Here is a 16,166-nt window from a genome sequence, read left to right on the forward strand (position 1 = left end):
CATGAGCCCTGAGAAGCTGCCCGAACCCCTGCAGATCGCGTACTCGCCCTGCCCGAACGACACCTTCGTCTTCGACGCCTGGGCCCACGGCCGAGTGCCGGGCGCGCCCGCGCTCGACGTCACCTTCGCGGACATCGACATCACCAACGGCATGGCCGAGCGCGGCGAGTTCGATGTGCTGAAGGTGTCGTACGCCGTCCTGCCGTACATCCTCGACGCCTACACGCTGCTGCCGTGCGGCGGCGCGCTGGGGCGGGGCTGCGGGCCCCTGGTGCTCACCCTCCCCCAAGCTCTCAACTCCGTTCGAGCAGGGGGAACCCCCATCGCCGACGCGGACCTCACGGGGCGTACGGTCGCCGTGCCCAGCGAGAAGTCGACCGCTTACCTTCTCTTCCGGCTGTGGGCCGCGGACGTCGTGGCCGGCGGGGTCGGCGAGATCGTGGTCATGCCGTTCCACGAGATCATGCCGGCCGTGCGGGACGGGAAGGTGGACGCGGGGCTCGTCATCCACGAGGCGCGCTTCACGTACCAGAACTACGGGCTGCACAAGCTCGCCGACATGGGCGAGCACTGGGAGCGGACGACCGGGCTGCCCATCCCGCTCGGCGCGATCATCGCCAAGCGCTCACTGGGCGAGGAGCGGCTGCGGGCCCTCGCCGAGGCGACCCGCGCCTCGGTCCACGCCGCCTGGGACGACCCCGAGGCCTCCCGCCCCTACGTCCTGGAACACGCGCAGGAGATGGATCCGAAGGTCGCGGACCAGCACATCGGCCTGTACGTCAACGAGTTCACCGCCGAGCTGGGCGACGACGGGTACGCCGCCATCCGCGGACTGCTCACACGTGCGGCGGCCGAGGGGCTGGTGCCGCCCCTCGGCCCGGATGCGCTCGCGTTCCCCTAGGTCCTGCCGTCGAACTCCCGTCGTCCGCCCGGAGGGCAGGCGGGAGTTCGACGGCAGGACCTAGGGGGGTCCAGGACGCGACTAGTACTACAGCCGGACTTCGCGCGGGCCGTCGCCGACAGCACTCGCGTTCCGAGTCGGCGGGCCGGGATTCTGCCTGGTGAGCGTCGCGAGAGTGACCTCGCAGCTGACGAATGGTCAGTTCTGAATGCCTTCGGTGACGCAGCTGACCTGCGGGAACGCGGAAGTCCGGCTGTAGTACTAGACGTCCAGCTGGTCGGCGACGGCTCGCAGCAGGCCCGCAATCTTCTTGCCGGAGGCCTTCTCGGGGTAACGGCCCTTCTCCAGCATCGGCGTGATGTTTTCGAGGAGGGTCGTCAGGTCCTGGACGATGGAGGCCAGTTCGTCCGGCTTGCGGCGCTGCGCGGCCGCGACAGACGGGGTCGGGTCCAGGATGGTCACCGAAAGCGCCTGGTCACCACGCTGACCGGCGACGACGCCGAACTCCACGCGCTGGCCGGGCTTGAGAGCTTCGACTCCGGCGGGCAGGACCGAGGAATGAACGAAGACGTCGCCGCCGTCGTCGCGGGAGAGAAAGCCGAAGCCCTTCTCGCTGTTGAACCACTTGACCTTGCCAGTCGGCAAAGCACACGCTCCCTCGATCGGTCCCGGCTGCTCCTGGACGCCGGTTTCACCTTGTTGAACGGCCGTTGAGACAGCCTACCGGGGGTCTCTCCAGCGGAACACGCCTTAAAACGGCAGTGAGCCCCTGCCTGTGTCGACAGAGGCTCAAAGTGGTGGGGGAAGTGTGAGGGGCTGGCCAACGTGCCGATAGAGGGTGGCGCGGGAGACTCCGAGAGCCTTGGCAATGGCAGTGACGCCGTACTCGTCGGAAACTGCTCTGAAAACTGCGCGGGCAACTGGCCCGGAAACGGCTCTGGATAGCACTACAGCGGGTCGTCCGACCCGCCGGTACCAAGGCTAATGGTCCGGCGGCTGGTGACAAGACGTCGCTGGATTGTTCCTTCGCGCAGGGAACTACCCTGGTCCGGTGCGTGACAAAACCCAAGCGAATTCCGCCGAAGCCGGGGACCGGCTGATCCGTGCCGGTGCCATCGTGTTCTTCATCGGAGCCGTGGCCACTCTGGTCACCGTGGCACCACTGCTGCTCGGTACGACTCCTTTTCCGACATACATGTTCGGCTTGAGCATGCTCATGGGTGTCGGATTCCTGATGGCCGGAGCCGGGGTGCTCCAGTCCATCGCGGAGGGCCGCCGCCGGGCGCGCGCGGCGCGGGGCTAGAACGGCAGGTCCTCGCGCGTGCCGGGGCGGTCGCCCCGGCACGGACTAACGCCGGTACTCCTCCAGCCACGCCGGAAATTCCGTGAGATCGGCGAGGACGACGTCCGCGCCCGCCGCGCGGAGCTCCGCGGCGTCGCACGGTCCGGTGGCCACGGCGACGGAATACGCGTCCGCCGTGTGGGCGCCGCGTACGTCTCCGGTGTGGTCGCCGACGTACACGCTCGCGCCGTGCTCGCGCAGCGCCTCCGCCTTCTGCTCGGCCCACAGGTTGCCGATGACCGCGTCCGCGTCGATGCGCAGATGCTCCAGATGCAGCTTGGCGTTGGGCTCCCACTTCGCCGTGACGACGACGGCGCTCCCGCCCGAGGCCCGCACGGCCGCGACCGCCTCCCGGGCGCCGGGCATCGCGAACGTGCCGGTGATGGCGTATGTGGGGTACATCTCACGGTAGACATCCGCGACGGCGGCGACATCCTCCGCCGGGAACCAGTTGACGAGCTCGTCCTCCAGTGGCGGCCCGAGCCGTGTGACCGCCAGATCGCAGTCGATGTACGTCCCGGTCCGCGCGGAAAGCGCCTGGTAGCAGGCCTGAATACCGGGGCGGGAGTCGATCAGGGTCATGTCGAGGTCGAAGCCGACGGTCAGCGCGGGGGAAGTCACATGGGCCATTGTGCCCAGCGTCCGCGAGGCGGGGCGGTCCGCCGGTCAGCGTTGGCGCTGGGAGCGCCAGACCAGGTAGAGGGCGGAGGTCACGGCTGCGCCGCGGACGACCCAGGGCCAGGTCTCGGTGAGGGCGTCGTTCATGTGGCCCTCGGCGATGGGGGCGCCCCAGCGGCCGTTCGTGCGGCCCCAGAGCCAGACGAGCCCGGCCGTGGCGGCCAGGCCGGGCAGTACGAGGACCGCCCACTTCGACTCGGCGGGGGTCAGCCGGCGCGAGCCGTAGGCGATGAGCCAGCCGAGGCCCAGGGCGAACCAGTTGCCGAGGACGGCGCCGGCGACCAGGAGTGCGGCGGCGAGCAGAAGGAGGGGGTTGCTCCAGCCGCTGAGTCGGGGCAGGAGGCGGCGCGGGGTCCGGCCCGTCTCCTCCTCGGCCTCCGGCTCCTTCTCCGCAACCGTGTCCTTCGGTGGCTGCGCCTCCTCGTCCGGCTTCCGCTCGGTCGGCCGCTTGAGGAGTTCGGGGATCTCCACGCCTCCGACGAATCCCGGCACGCTGTCGTCGAGCCCGAACGGGCTGCTGTCGACGCGCCACCAGTCCGGCTGCGTGGCGCTGTCGCCGAGTTCCTGCGCGCTCGCGAGGTGCGGCGGGGAGGGGGCGTCGAGGTTCTCGTCGGGTTCCGGCTCCGCGGGGCGCGGCCTCGGCACGACGCGGCGCAGGCCCTTGGGGCGGGGCTCCGGCTCGGTGGCGCGCTGAGTGGGAACGGCGGCCCACGTCTGCGTCCCGGGCGCCGCGTCGCCGCCCTGGCCGGCCGCCGCGACGATCTCGTCGGGGGTGCCGAGGCGGGCGAGGATGCGGCGGACGGCGGCAGGGCTGTCGACGGTCGTCTTCGCCCTGCGGCGGTCGATCTCGTTGCGCAGCTCCGACACCAGCCGCATGCGGGTCGCGGACGGCAGCTGGCGCTGCTGAGCCAGGTCGCCGACCCGGCTCAGGTAGTCGAAGACCAGCTGGTCGCTCTCGATCCCCACGAAGTCCCCTCCGGGGTGCACGCGTTGAATACCCCGCGCTGACGAAGGTACCGGGTTTCCCCGCCCCTTCCGTCCCCACCCGTCCCGTACCTGGGGGCCGCGCCCTGAAGGGGCGCCGGGAACTGCGCGACCAGCCCCCGCCCACTCGCAGCCGAAGGGCTGGTCCGGGACGGGCGGCGGCGGAGGGGGCGAACAACACCCCAGCCGCACCCCACCCGCTACCGTTGACAGGATGAGCACCGAGACCGCTCCGCGTTCCCTGGCGGAAGCCCTCCGCGCGCGGGACGACGCCTCACTGTCCGCGCTCCTCAGGTCCCGCCCGGACCTGATCACCCCCGTCCCCACGGACCTCACCCAGCTCGCCACCCGCGCAGGCACCCGCGCCTCGGTGGTCCGGGCCCTGGAGCGCCTGGACCGTTTCGCCCTGCAGACGGCGGAGGCGCTGGCCGTGGCGTCGGACCCGGCGACGTACGACGAGCTGCTCGGACTGATGGCGGGCGACGACGCCGACCCGGCGGTCACGGCGGCGTTCCCGCGCGCGCTCGGCACGCTCCGCGAGCAGGCCCTGGTGTGGGGCCCCGACGCCCGCCTCCGGCTGCTGCGGACGGCCCGGGAGCTGCTCGCCCCGTCCCCGCAGCACCCGTCCCCGACGGGGCTCGGACCGACCGTCGCGGAGGCCACGGCGGGCATGTCCCCGGGGCGCATCCAGGAGATCGTGGCGGCGGCGGGGCTGGCGACCACCCACGACTCGGTGTCCGCCGTGGCGGCGCTCGCCACCCTCTTCACGGACCGCGCCCGCATGGCGGCGCTCCTCGACGACGCCCCCGCCGACTCGGTGGATGTGCTGTCCCGGCTGGTGTGGGGACCGCCGTACGGCCAGGTGACGGCGGACCCGGCGCGCCATCTGCGCTGGCTGATCGACCGCGGGCTGCTGCTGCCGACGGCGCCCGGCACGGTGGTACTGCCCCGGGAGGTCGCCCTGCACCTGCGGGCGGGCCGCGCGCACCGGGTGACGGAGCCGGCGCCTCCGGCCGTCGAGCCCGCACGGCCGCACCGTCCACAGGTTGTGGACGCCGCGGCCGCGGGCCAGGCGTACACGGCGCTGGCGACGATCGAGGAGCTGCTCAAGGACTGGCACGAGGGCGGTCCGGCCGTGCTGCGCGCGGGCGGGCTGAGCGTGCGGGATCTGAAGCGGACGGCGGTGGCGCTCGACGCGGTGGAGCCGGTGGCCGCGTTCTGGGTGGAACTCGCCTACGCGGCAGGCCTGTTGGCGTCGGACGGTGAGGCCGACGAGCGATACGCGGCGACGCCCGCGTACGACGAGTGGCTGGAGCTGCCCGCCGCCGAGCGCTGGGCGCGGCTCGCCTCTGCGTGGCTGGCCGCGACCCGCACGGCGGGCCTGGTCGGGGGGCGGGACGCGAAGGACCGTACGCTCTCGGCGCTGGGCCCCGGCCTCGACCGTTCCGCCGCGCCGGAGGTCCGCCACCGCGTGCTCGCCTTCCTCGCCGCGCTCCCCGAGGGCGCCTCCCCCGCCGAGGACTCCGTTCTCGCCCGCCTCCACTGGGAGCGTCCCCTGCGGGGCCCTCAGGACACCACGGACGACCTGCGCACCCGGCTGGCCCGCTGGACCCTGTCCGAGGCGGAGCTGCTGGGGATCACGGGCCGCGGGGCGCTGTCCGCCCAAGGGCGGGCTCTGCTCGGGTTCCCGCCGGCGAGCGCCCTGGACGCCGATTCCGCCGGCCCCGGCGACAAGCTCCCCGTCCACAAGCGGCACCACCCGTTCCCCGAAGCTCCGCACGCCCCCGCCGAGCGGGCCGCGGCCGCCGCCCGGGCAGCCCGGCTGCTCGCCCCGCTCCTCCCCGAGCCGCTGGACCACGTCCTCCTTCAGGCGGACCTCACCGCGGTCGCGCCGGGCCCCCTGGAGCGCCCGCTGGCCGACACGCTCGGCGTCCTCGCGGACGTGGAGTCGAAGGGCGGGGCGACGGTCTACCGCTTCACGCCGGGCTCGGTACGCCGCGCTCTGGACGCGGGCCGCTCGGCGTCGGAACTGCACGCCTTCCTCGCGGCGCACTCCCGCACCCCCGTACCGCAGCCGCTCGCGTATCTGATCGACGACGTGGCGCGCAGACACGGCCATCTGCGGATCGGCGCGGCATCGGCGTACGTCCGCTGCGACGACGACGCGCTGCTGAACGAGATCCTCGCCGACAAGCGCTCGGCCGGACTGCGCCTGCGGCGCCTCGCGCCCACGGTACTGGCCGCCCAGGCCGACCCGGCCACCCTCCTGGAAGGCCTCCGATCCATGGGGTTCGCGCCCGCCGCCGAGTCCGCCGAGGGCGACGTCCTGATCACCCGCGCGCACGCCCACCGCACCCCGCCGCGCAGCGCCCCCGAGCCCGTCCCCGACGGCCCCCCGGTCCCCGACGCCACCCTCCTCGGCGCCGCGATCCGCGCCATCCGGGCCGGCGACCTGGCCTCCACCACCCCGCGCAAGCCGGCCCCGGCCGGCGACCGCCCCGGCAACGGCGAACTCCCCCGCACCGGCTCCGCCGAGACCCTCGCCACCATGCAGGCCGCCGTCCTCACCGGCGAGTCCCTCTGGATCGGCTACGTCAACGCCGAGGGCTCCGCCAGCCAGCGCGTCATCGCCCCCATCCGCGTCGAGGGCGGCTTCGTGACGGCGTACGACCACACCGCTGACGAAGTCCGCACATATCCACTGCACCGCGTGACGGGGGTGTCGGAGCTGGCGGACGACCAGCCGTGATCATCGCCCTTTGAGGCACCCGTCAGGTTGCTGGACGTCGACCAGGCACAAATTCACCCACTTGTTGGTGTAGATCTGTCGCTCTCGCATGATCGACCGCCGCGAGATCGTGAGCAGCGGCTCGCTCGTGGGTCTGCTGTACCTGCTCATGGATGAAACGATCCGCTGACCGGTGGGAGGAGTTCCCGTAGCCGCGCCTCGAAGGCCAGGGCTACGGGTTCCTGCCTGTGCGGGGCCAACTGGTCGTAGAACTCCCTGAGATGGCCTGACACGCGCTCGGAGGCCACCGCCGACGCGGGCTCCAGTGCTTGCGTGGCGGTGTGGCACGCCTGGTCAAGCTTGCCCTGGTCCAGCTGCGTACGAGCAAGCCAGCACGAGTGAAACGCCCGGCCGCGCTGGTTGCTGCGGGCCTCGCGCCGCAAAGCGTCCGCGATCAAAGGTTCGGCGGTCGCAGCCTCGCCCAGTCGGCCGTGAGCGATGCCCGTGTCCACGATCAGCTTCGTCTCGTCGAAGTACGTCACCCATGACGGGTCCGGGTCGGCCGCCGGAGCGGTGGCGGAGACAAGGAGCGGCGGTGGCCCGTGGCCGCCAGCGCGCGCGGCCCGCCGTAGGCGGGCCGCCTTGGTCCAGTAAAGAAACATGGGATTTGGCAGAATCCGTCCCAACGCTGAGGATTGCACTATCCGAGACAGACGGGGATGCCCTCTGTGAACTCGTTGCAGAGACAGTTGAGTTCATAACCCGCGATGGCGCCGCGCTGTCGTATTGCTGCCCCGCTATCAAGGTCATCGACCCCTGACACAACCCCGGCCAGCGCGCCAACTGACCTGAACACACGCAGGGGCGCCCCCACCTCGTCCGTCCGGTGAGGGCGCCCCTGCGTGTGTCCGGTGGCGTCGGCGTCAGCCCTCGCTGTCGGCCGCCTCGGTCTCCTGTCCGCTCTTCTTCACCGCTGCCGCCCGCCGCATGTGCCCCTCCTCGCCGAAGTGCACCGACAGACGCGACGTGTCCAGCTTCTTGCCGCCACGCCGCGCGGGTGCCACCTCCACGTAGCCGCCCGCGTTCAGCAAGAGGTCGCGCTTACCGGCCACGTCCGAGCGCTTCCATTGCTCGGCGTGCGTCTCGCCGGTCGGCTCCGCCTTCACACCGCCGGGCTTCGCCGTTCGCTGCTTCTCCTTCAGGGATGCGACACGGTCCTCCAGCTTGGCGTACTGCTCCGCGTACCGCGCCGCACCGTCGTCGCCCTTGAACAGGCCCCGGTCGTAGCGGTCCTTCTGCAAGTCGGCCAAGGCTTCCTCAGCCTGCCGGATCTGGGGACGGAAGTCCTCTCCAACCTCCTGGACCATCCGCATCACGGGAAGGTGCCCGTACTTCGCGAGGAACTGCTCGGTGACGTACTCCTCAGTGGTCACTCCCGCCACGGTCGGCCCGTAGCACTTCACGCCCGGCTCCTCCTCCCCCTTGGCCGCCCGCTGGCGGTATTTCAGGGGCCCGATGCACCGGTACCGAAGCTGGCCATTTCGCCCACTGAACGTGTACATGCGCTCACCGCAGACTCCGCAGTGCAGGACACCGCGCAGCAGCGATGTCCCCTCCCGACGCTTCTCCCTAAGCCGGTCGATCTTGAAGAACACGATCACGTCCAGCTCGGCGAGCCTGGTCAGGATGCGTTACAGTCCCGGCCGGACGAGTCCACGCGAGAAGCCCGAGACAACGATGTCTTCCTCGGCGGCTACGACCTCCCAGCCGCGTGCCTCGCACAACGCCTCACAGGCCGCGCGCTGGCGTTCAGGCGAAGTCGTCTCGTCGGTTTCGCGCGATAGGCGAATATAGATAGCGGCGCGCATCCCCGGCGCGCTGGCCGGGACGCCCTTCCGGCGTCGGGCACGGGGCATAGCCCGTGCTGTGACAGGCGTTGTTTCTGTCATGAGACGACCTTATCTCCGGAGGTATGTGTGTCCTGCCTAATCGTCCAGAGCGACAAGACGTTGCTCCTCGAGGTCGATCACGAGCTCGCCGACGCCTGCCGTCGGGCCATCGCGCCGTTCGCCGAGCTGGAGCGGGCGCCCGAGCACATTCACACCTACCGGGTGACGCCGCTGGGCCTGTGGAACGCGCGGGCCGCGGGGCACGACGCCGAGCAGGTCGTGGACGCGCTCGTGGAGTTCAGCCGGTATCCGGTTCCGCACGCGCTGCTCGTCGACATCGCGGAGACCATGGACCGCTACGGGCGGCTCACCCTCAGCAAGCACCCCGCCCATGGGCTGGTGCTCACCACCACCGACCGGCCCGTGCTCGAAGAGGTCCTGCGATCCAAGCGGATCGCGCCGCTCGTCGGGGCGCGGATCGACCCCGACTCCGTCGCCGTGCACCCTTCCGAGCGCGGGCAGATCAAGCAGACGCTGCTGAAGCTGGGCTGGCCGGCCGAGGACCTCGCGGGCTACGTCGACGGGGAGGCGCACCCCATCGAGCTGGCGGAGGACGGGTGGGCGCTGCGGCCGTATCAGAAGCAGGCCGTGGAGAACTTCTGGCACGGCGGCAGTGGGGTCGTCGTCCTCCCCTGCGGTGCCGGCAAGACGCTCGTGGGAGCCGGCTCGATGGCGCAGGCCAAGGCCACCACCCTGATCCTCGTCACCAACACCGTCTCCGCCCGGCAGTGGAAGCACGAGCTGGTGAAGCGAACCTCGCTGACCGAGGACGAGATCGGCGAGTACAGCGGTACGAGGAAGGAGATCCGGCCGGTCACCATCGCGACGTACCAGGTGCTGACGACCAAGCGGAAGGGTGTCTACCCGCACCTGGAGCTCTTCGACTCGCGGGATTGGGGGCTCATCGTCTACGACGAGGTGCATCTGCTGCCCGCGCCGGTGTTCAAGTTCACCGCCGATCTGCAGGCGCGCAGGCGGCTGGGGCTCACCGCGACCCTCGTGCGCGAGGACGGGCGCGAGTCGGACGTCTTCTCGCTGATCGGGCCCAAGCGGTTCGACGCGCCCTGGAAGGAGATCGAGGCGCAGGGGTACATCGCGCCCGCCGACTGTGTCGAGGTCCGGGTCAATCTGACCGACTCCGAGCGGCTCGCGTACGCCACCGCCGAGACCGAGGAGAAGTACCGCTACTGCGCGACGACGGAGACGAAGCGGAAGGTCACCGAGGCGATCGTCCGCCGCTTCGCGGGGCAGCAGATCCTCGTCATCGGGCAGTACATCGACCAACTCGACGAGCTGGGCGAGCACTTGAACGCGCCCGTCATCAAGGGCGAGACCAGCAACGCGCAGCGCGAGAAGCTCTTCGACGCCTTCCGTGAGGGCGAGATCAGCGTCCTGGTCGTGTCCAAGGTCGCGAACTTCTCCATCGACCTGCCGGAGGCGACCGTCGCCATCCAGGTCTCGGGCACCTTCGGGTCGCGGCAGGAGGAGGCACAGCGGCTGGGCCGGGTACTGCGCCCCAAGGCCGACGGCCACCAGGCCCACTTTTACTCCGTCGTCGCCCGCGACACCATCGACCAGGACTTCGCCGCCCATCGGCAGCGGTTCCTGGCGGAACAGGGGTACGCCTACCGGATCGTCGACGCGGACGAGTTGCTGGCCGGCGACGCCGGCAAGGCCGACGTCGACGACGACGTCGACAGCTGAGGCAGCAGGACCAGCGTCAGCAGCGCGTACGGTGACGCCAATGGCTGCTGCCACCACGGGAGTTGGAGATCCAGCGGGCCCTGGTGCGGGACCAGCCACAGCGTGCGGGCCGTGAAGACCGCCGCCACCAGCGCCGCCGTACGCCTGCGGCCGTCCGCCGCCAGCACGGCGATCAGCGGTACGCACCACACCCAGTGGTGCGACCAGCTGATCGGGCAGACGAGGAGGGCGGTGAAGGCGGTGATCAGGATGCCCCGACGGTCGTCACAGGTGGCCGTGCGGCGGGCCAGCCAGAGGCCCGCGCAGGCAACGGCCACCGCCGGCACCGCCCACGCCGGGCCCGGCGACGGCTCCCCCAGCGCACGCGCGATCAGCCCCTGGAGCGACTGGTTGTCCACGATCCACGCCTTGCCGACGCGGTGGGTCTCATACAGCCGTCGGGTCCAGAAATCCACGCTCGCGTACGGCAGCACGAGCGCTCCCACCAGTACGGTCCCGGCACACGCGGCCAGCGCCGTCACTCCCTCGCGAACGCGCCCGGTGAGCAGCAGATAGGCGATGAAGAGGGCCGGGGTGAGCTTCACGCCCGCCGCGACGCCGAGAGCGACTCCCCTGCCGGGCGCGCCCGGCGGCCGGGTCAGGTCCCAGAGGATCAGGCAGGCGACGGCAAGGTTGACCTGGCCGAAAAGGACGGTCTGGAAGACGGGTTCGAGCCAGAGGGCCAGGGCGGTGGCGGCGCAGACGGCGGGGAGCCGCCCCGGGAGTCCGGCGAGACGGCAGGAGAGCCGGACCAGCGTGGCCAACAGGACCACGTTTCCGGCGACGAAGGCGACCTTGAGGACGTCCGGCGGGAGCCAGGCCGTCGGCACGAAGAGGAGCGCCGCGAAGGGCGGGTAGGTGGCGGGCAGCTGCCACTCGGTGACGGTGAATCCGTAGAGATTCGTGCCGTTCAGCAAGGCCGCGCCCTCGGCCCGGTAGACCAGCGCGTCGGCCATGGGGGCGTGCGTGACGACGCACAGCGCGCAGAAGGCGACGAAGGAGAAGGCGAGCAGGGCGACTTCGGTGGGTGACGCGGCGATCACGTTCCGTCGGGGCACGGAGTGACCCTAGTGTCCGAGCCGTTCGGCCCGACGTGCGGCTCACCGGCGCGAGCCGGGCGTACCGGTCAGTGACGCGAGCCGGGCGTACCGCTCAGTGGGTGCCGGGCATACCGCTCACCAGCGTGAGCCGGGTACCGCTCACCGGCGCGAGCCGGGCGTACCGCTCACCGGCGCGAGCCGGGCGTACCGCTCAGTGGGTGCCGGGCATACCGCTCACCAGCGCGAGCCGGGTACCGCTCACCGGCGCGAGCCGGGCGTACCGATCACCGGCGCGAGCCGGGCGTACCGCTCAGTGGGTGCCGGGCATACCGCTCACCAGCGCGAGCCGGGTACCGCTCACCGGCGCGAGCCGGGCGTACCGATCACCGGCGCGAGCCGGGCGTACCGCTCAGTGAGTGCCGGGCATACCGCTCACCAGCGCGAGCCGGGCGTACCGCTCAGTGAGTGCCGGGCATACCGCTCACCAGCGCGAGCCGGGTACCGCTCACCGGCGCGAGCCGGGCGTACCGCTCGCTGGCGTGGGCCGGGCGTACTGCTCACTGACTTGGGCATCACCGGCGTCGTACGCCCGCCTCCTCGCCGTACTCGCCGAGGACCACCACTCCGAAGGCCGCCTCCGCGAACACCTTGACGGCGCGCAGGGCGTCGCCGAGGCGGTGGCGGTGGTGGGTGGAGGTGGCGGCGGTCGCGCCGGTCGGTGGGTTGGGGTGGACAGGTCCTGGGGTGAAAGTGGCTGCGCTCATGTATCCATGGTGGAACGCATTGCCCCGAATGGCGTCGGCCTGCGGACCGAGCCTCGGTGGACCCCTCGTACACCTGCGGGCCGCCCGCCGTACGCCTCACGACGGACCCCGACCCCTAGGGCCTTGGGGGGCGCGTCCCCGAGGCGGTGAAAAACCGTTGGCCCCCACATCCTCCGGTCACCTAGAATCTCCGCTCTTGCCCGCCTCCCTTCACGGAGTGCCGCCGCCCGGCCGGAAACCGGACGGCATCCAGGAATCACGCACCGTCACCGATTCCCCGCAGATCCATCGGCAGCTCCTCGACGGAATCACGCCCGCAGCAGATCCCCGGAGGCAACACCCGTGTCCACCCCGCCCGACTACCCGTCCGACGATCCCCTCTCCCGTGAGCGGACCCACCTCAGCTCGTCCCGCGCCGCCCTGCGTGCGATGCGCGAGGACGTGGAGAACCTCGACATCCGCGACGTCACCGCGAACTGGGTGAACGCCGAAGTGCTGCACCGGCAGATCAGCGAGCGCATCAAGGCCCTCGCCGACCTCAGCCACACGCCACTGTTCTTCGGCCGGCTCGACTACCTGCACGCGCCCGGCGCCGAGAAGGCGGAGGGCGCGGCGGGCGAGCGGTTCTACATCGGACGGCGCCATGTGCACGACGCCGAGGGCGACCCGATGGTCATCGACTGGCGCGCGCCGGTGTCGCAGCCGTTCTACCGGGCCTCGAAGAAGGACCCGCTGGACGTCGGGCTCAGGCGCCGCTTCGGTTACACCGGCGGTGACCTCACGGCGTACGAGGACGAGCATCTGTCGGACCCGGGCGAGGCGGCGACCACCAGCAAGCTGCTCCAGCAGGAGATCGAGCGGCCTCGTGTCGGTCCGATGCGCGACATCGTGGCGACCATCCAGCCGGAGCAGGACGAGATCGTCCGCAGCGGGCTCGCCGGGTCCGTGTGCGTGCAGGGTGGCCCCGGCACCGGGAAGACCGCCGTCGGCCTGCACCGGGTCGCGTATCTGCTGTACGCCCACCGGGAGCGGCTGGCCCGCACCGGCACCCTGGTCATCGGGCCGAACAAGTCCTTCCTGCACTACATCGAGCAAGTCCTTCCGGCCCTCGGCGAGTTGGAGGTCAAGCAGGCGACGGTCGACGATCTCGTCGCGCATGTCGAGGTGCGCGGGAGCGACGAAGCGACCGCCGCCGTCATCAAGGGCGACGCCCGGATGGCGGAGGTGCTGCGGCGGGCGGTGCGCTCCCATGTGACGCTGCCGACCGAGCCCGTCGTCGTCGTGCGCGGTTCGCGGCGCTGGCGCGTGGCGGCGCACGAACTCGAAGAGATCGTACGGGAGTTGCTGGACCGCGAGATCCGCTACGGCGCCGCCCGTGAGGCCCTTCCGCAGCGCATCGCGCACGCCGTGCTGGTCCAGATGGAGCGGTCCGGAGAGGCGCCGGACGACCGGGTGCAGGACGCCGTCGCCCGCAACACCGCCGTGAAGGCCGCGGTCAAGGCCATCTGGCCCCCCGTCGACCCGGCCAAGCTCGTCCTGCGGCTGCTCTCCGACGCGGACTTCCTCGCCGTCCACGCGCAGGGGGTCCTCGACGAGGACGAGCAGAAGCAGATCCTCTGGCAGAGGCCGGTGCGCTCGGTGAAGTCTGCCAAGTGGTCGGCTGCCGACACCGTGTTGATCGACGAGGCCACCGATCTGGTGCGGCGCACGCACTCGCTCGGGCATGTGGTGCTCGACGAGGCGCAGGATCTGTCGCCGATGCAGTACCGGGCGGTGGGGCGGCGCTGCACGACCGGTTCGGCGACCGTGCTCGGGGATCTCGCGCAGGGCACGACTCCTTGGGCCACCCGGAGCTGGGACGAGGCGCTGCGCCATCTCGGCAAGGCGGAGGCCGTCGTGGAGGAGCTGACGGCGGGTTTCCGCGTGCCCACGGATGTCATCATGTACGCGTCCCGGCTGCTGCCGCACATCGCGCCCGGGCTGACGCCGGTGGCGTCGGTGCGGGAGAACCCGGGCTTCTTCGAGGTACGGCCGAGCACGGCCGACTCCGAAGTGGTCGGCGCCTGCGCGGAGTTGCTTCGCAACGAGGGGTCGATCGGGCTCATTGCCGCCGACGCCCGGGTTCCGGTTCTCGCCGAGGTGCTGACGGCGGCCGGGCTGACGTACCTCGGCCCGGGCGAGGAGACGACGGCCGAGACCCGTCTGACCCTGGTGCCGGCCTCGCTCGCCAAGGGCCTGGAGTACGACTACGTGGTCCTGGACGAGCCGCAGGGCGTCGTCGACGGCGAGCCGGACGAGCGGACCGGCCTGCGCCGCCTGTACGTGGCCCTGACCCGAGCGGTCTCCGGCCTGATCGTCACGCACGCGGCGCCGCTACCGGCACAACTGGCCTAATGCCGTGACCACGCGGGCACGGGCGAGTGGCCCCCGGCGCCGAGCGCCGGAGGCCGCCAACGATCCTGCGGATGCCGTTACTTGAACTTGCGGCTGGTCGCCAGATAGACCTGCTTGGCGTTCTTGCCGAGGCGCGGCCCGGTGATGAACGTCTTGCGGTCACTCAGCGAGTTGTTCGAGACCAGGTAGGTCCGGCCGTTGTGCGTCAGGAACCAGGGGCCGCCGGAGGCGCCGCCGTTCATCGTGCACCCGATCATGAACTGGGCGGGGGCGTTGCTCGCCAGCACGAAACGCTTGGTGGCGCCGCGGCAGTCGTACATCTTCGAGCCGTCGTACGGCGCCTCGGCGGGGTAGCCGCGGACCTTCATGTTCTTGACCTTGTTGGCCGCCGGGGCGTTGAACCACACCGGCAGGGCGGAACCGAGCCGCTCCTGAAGGGACTTCTTGCCGCTCTCGGGCTTCACGTGCAGCACGGCGTAGTCGTACGCCGAGGCCGCGTTGCCCTGGTGGCCGCCACCCTTGATCCACTGGGACGACGTGGTGGCCCAGTCGGCCCACCAAATGCCGTACGGGGAGACGGACTTGGCACGCGGGTCGGTGATCTGCCGGTTGCTCAGCCTCGCGCCGTTGTTGTACGAGGGGACGAAGGCGATGTTGCGGTACCAGCCGCCGCCCTTGCCCGCGTGCACGCAGTGGCCCGCGGTCCACACCATGTTGGACTTGCCCGGGTGCGCCGGGTCGGTGACGACCGCGGCGGAGCAGACCATGGCGCCCTCGGGCGAGGAGAAGAACAGCTTGCCCACCGGGGCCGCGTAGTGGTGGTAGGTCGCCTTGACCTTCGTGGCCGTCTTCCGCTTCACCGTCCCGTCGGGCAGGTACGAGGTGGCACCGTTGCCCGAACCGGAGCTGGTGCTGCCCGCCTGCGCGACCGGAATGCTGGACTTGGCCGCGGCCATCTTCTCCGGCGTCCAGAAGTCCTTGATGTACGGGTTGGCGAAGTCCTCGGCCTTGGATGCCCAGTTGCTGTAGTCCTTCCACCCCCCGTTCTTCCACTTCTCCAGGGCGGCGCCGCTGAGATCGGTGGGAATGCCGACGGGCAGCTTGTAGCCGCCGAGCGAGGTGGAGCCGTCGTCGTCCTGGCCGGTGTCGACGTTCTTGCCCGCCTGCGTGGACGACGAGGGCTGGGCGGCGGCCCCGTCGTCCTTCTTGCTGTCACAGGCCGTGGTGGTGACCATGACGGCCGCGATCACGGCTGCGGCGGCCGCGAGCGAGCGGCTGCGTATGGATGGCATGGAGCCTTGTCCCCCTGTTGCTGCGTGCTTCGTGCTTCGCGCGCGTGTCACTTCCCACGGCGCGCGTGCGTAGTGGCTTGACATGCCATGACGTGACACGGCTTGTCATGCCCTGGCCGATCCAGGGCGTCTTTACTATGCACGCACCGAGCCGGGGAGAGATCGCGGGAGGGCGGTCAGCACACAACAACTACCGCTCGGATACCGATCCGTGACCTTGGGTCAGGGGTGGGCGAGACCGGGTGGGGGCGGGGTGCAGCGGTGAACGGGTTCTGGGGCGAAGGCCGCGTGGCGCCGCGTCCCTGGGGCCTGTCCGGCGGATCAGGTCGGAGGGGACCTGCGGCTCCTCAT

Annotated in this window: 14 protein-coding genes and 3 pseudogenes; 6 read left to right on the forward strand and 11 right to left on the reverse strand. The window is 71.1% G+C overall.

What is annotated here, in order from left to right:
- Position 1: 1 nt before the first annotated feature.
- The gene (locus OG390_RS23210; protein WP_406170703.1) at positions 2-901 is read left to right on the forward strand and encodes a 1,4-dihydroxy-6-naphthoate synthase; all 900 of its coding nucleotides are present in this window, start codon (positions 2-4) and stop codon (positions 899-901) included.
- Between the two features lie 261 nt (positions 902-1,162).
- Here OG390_RS23210 and OG390_RS23215 read toward each other — a convergent pair whose 3' ends face one another.
- Entirely contained in the window at positions 1,163-1,546 is a 384-nt protein-coding gene (locus tag OG390_RS23215) for a cold-shock protein (RefSeq protein WP_327429679.1), read from the reverse strand.
- Positions 1,547-1,690: 144 nt separating this feature from the next.
- Positions 1,691-1,849: a helix-turn-helix domain-containing protein gene (locus tag OG390_RS23220; RefSeq protein WP_406170705.1), complete on the reverse strand. Its 159-nt coding sequence runs from the start codon at positions 1,847-1,849 to the stop codon at positions 1,691-1,693.
- Positions 1,850-1,952: 103 nt separating this feature from the next.
- On the opposite strand from OG390_RS23220, the gene OG390_RS23225 reads away from it, so the two are divergent.
- Positions 1,953-2,204: a hypothetical protein gene (locus OG390_RS23225; RefSeq protein WP_189186196.1), complete on the forward strand. Its 252-nt coding sequence runs from the start codon at positions 1,953-1,955 to the stop codon at positions 2,202-2,204.
- A 45-nt stretch (positions 2,205-2,249) separates the two neighbouring features.
- Here OG390_RS23225 and OG390_RS23230 read toward each other — a convergent pair whose 3' ends face one another.
- Positions 2,250-2,873 (reverse strand): HAD family hydrolase, encoded by a 624-nt coding sequence (locus tag OG390_RS23230; protein ID WP_406170707.1) that lies wholly within the window; start codon positions 2,871-2,873, stop codon positions 2,250-2,252.
- Positions 2,874-2,909: 36 nt separating this feature from the next.
- Positions 2,910-3,887, reverse strand: coding sequence for a hypothetical protein (locus OG390_RS23235; RefSeq protein WP_406170709.1), 978 nt, complete (start codon positions 3,885-3,887; stop codon positions 2,910-2,912).
- Positions 3,888-4,119: 232 nt separating this feature from the next.
- Here OG390_RS23235 and OG390_RS23240 point away from each other — a divergent pair, with 232 nt between their 5' ends.
- On the forward strand, positions 4,120-6,654 hold the full coding sequence (locus tag OG390_RS23240; RefSeq protein WP_406170711.1) for a helicase-associated domain-containing protein: 2,535 nt from the start codon (positions 4,120-4,122) through the stop codon (positions 6,652-6,654).
- Positions 6,655-6,672: 18 nt separating this feature from the next.
- Here the strand turns inward: OG390_RS23240 and OG390_RS23245 are convergent.
- A pseudogene (locus OG390_RS23245) lies at positions 6,673-6,744 on the reverse strand (NUDIX hydrolase); the annotation flags it as partial.
- On the opposite strand from OG390_RS23245, the pseudogene OG390_RS23250 reads away from it, so the two are divergent.
- A pseudogene (locus OG390_RS23250) lies at positions 6,743-6,823 on the forward strand (NUDIX hydrolase); the annotation flags it as partial. The pseudogenes OG390_RS23245 and OG390_RS23250 sit on opposite strands and share 2 nt — an antisense overlap.
- On the opposite strand, the pseudogene OG390_RS23255 reads toward OG390_RS23250, so the two are convergent.
- From OG390_RS23255 to OG390_RS23265, 3 genes and pseudogenes are all read right to left on the reverse strand, one after another.
- Positions 6,801-7,199 (reverse strand): annotated as a pseudogene (locus tag OG390_RS23255) (hypothetical protein); the annotation flags it as partial. The pseudogenes OG390_RS23250 and OG390_RS23255 sit on opposite strands and share 23 nt — an antisense overlap.
- Positions 7,200-7,556: 357 nt before the next feature.
- Positions 7,557-8,294, reverse strand: a complete 738-nt coding sequence (locus OG390_RS23260) for a zinc ribbon domain-containing protein (protein WP_406170713.1) — start codon at positions 8,292-8,294, stop codon at positions 7,557-7,559.
- Between the two features lie 30 nt (positions 8,295-8,324).
- Positions 8,325-8,582 carry a recombinase family protein gene (locus OG390_RS23265; protein WP_406170715.1) on the reverse strand — a complete coding sequence of 86 codons (258 nt, stop codon included), beginning with the start codon at positions 8,580-8,582 and terminating at the stop codon, positions 8,325-8,327.
- 27 nt (positions 8,583-8,609) lie between these two features.
- Between OG390_RS23265 and OG390_RS23270 the strand changes: the two genes are divergently transcribed.
- A complete protein-coding gene (locus tag OG390_RS23270) occupies positions 8,610-10,286 on the forward strand; it encodes a DNA repair helicase XPB (protein ID WP_406170717.1) in 1,677 nt (558 codons plus the stop codon).
- On the opposite strand, the gene OG390_RS23275 is transcribed toward OG390_RS23270, so the two are convergent.
- Together OG390_RS23275 and OG390_RS23280 are read right to left on the reverse strand one after the other, a co-directional pair.
- On the reverse strand, positions 10,208-11,338 hold the full coding sequence (locus tag OG390_RS23275) for a glycosyltransferase 87 family protein (RefSeq protein ID WP_406177813.1): 1,131 nt from the start codon (positions 11,336-11,338) through the stop codon (positions 10,208-10,210). The genes OG390_RS23270 and OG390_RS23275 overlap by 79 nt on opposite strands.
- Before the next feature lie 599 nt (positions 11,339-11,937).
- Positions 11,938-12,129 (reverse strand): hypothetical protein, encoded by a 192-nt coding sequence (locus OG390_RS23280; RefSeq protein WP_406170719.1) that lies wholly within the window; start codon positions 12,127-12,129, stop codon positions 11,938-11,940.
- Positions 12,130-12,471: 342 nt separating this feature from the next.
- Here OG390_RS23280 and OG390_RS23285 point away from each other — a divergent pair, with 342 nt between their 5' ends.
- On the forward strand, positions 12,472-14,523 hold the full coding sequence (locus OG390_RS23285) for a HelD family protein (protein ID WP_406170720.1): 2,052 nt from the start codon (positions 12,472-12,474) through the stop codon (positions 14,521-14,523).
- A gap of 77 nt (positions 14,524-14,600) precedes the next feature.
- On the opposite strand, the gene OG390_RS23290 is transcribed toward OG390_RS23285, so the two are convergent.
- On the reverse strand, positions 14,601-15,815 hold the full coding sequence (locus OG390_RS23290; protein WP_406170722.1) for a trypsin-like serine peptidase: 1,215 nt from the start codon (positions 15,813-15,815) through the stop codon (positions 14,601-14,603).
- Between the last annotated feature and the right edge of the window lie 351 nt (positions 15,816-16,166).

The organism is Streptomyces sp. NBC_00996, from assembly GCF_045162675.1.
GTDB lineage: Bacteria > Actinomycetota > Actinomycetes > Streptomycetales > Streptomycetaceae > Streptomyces.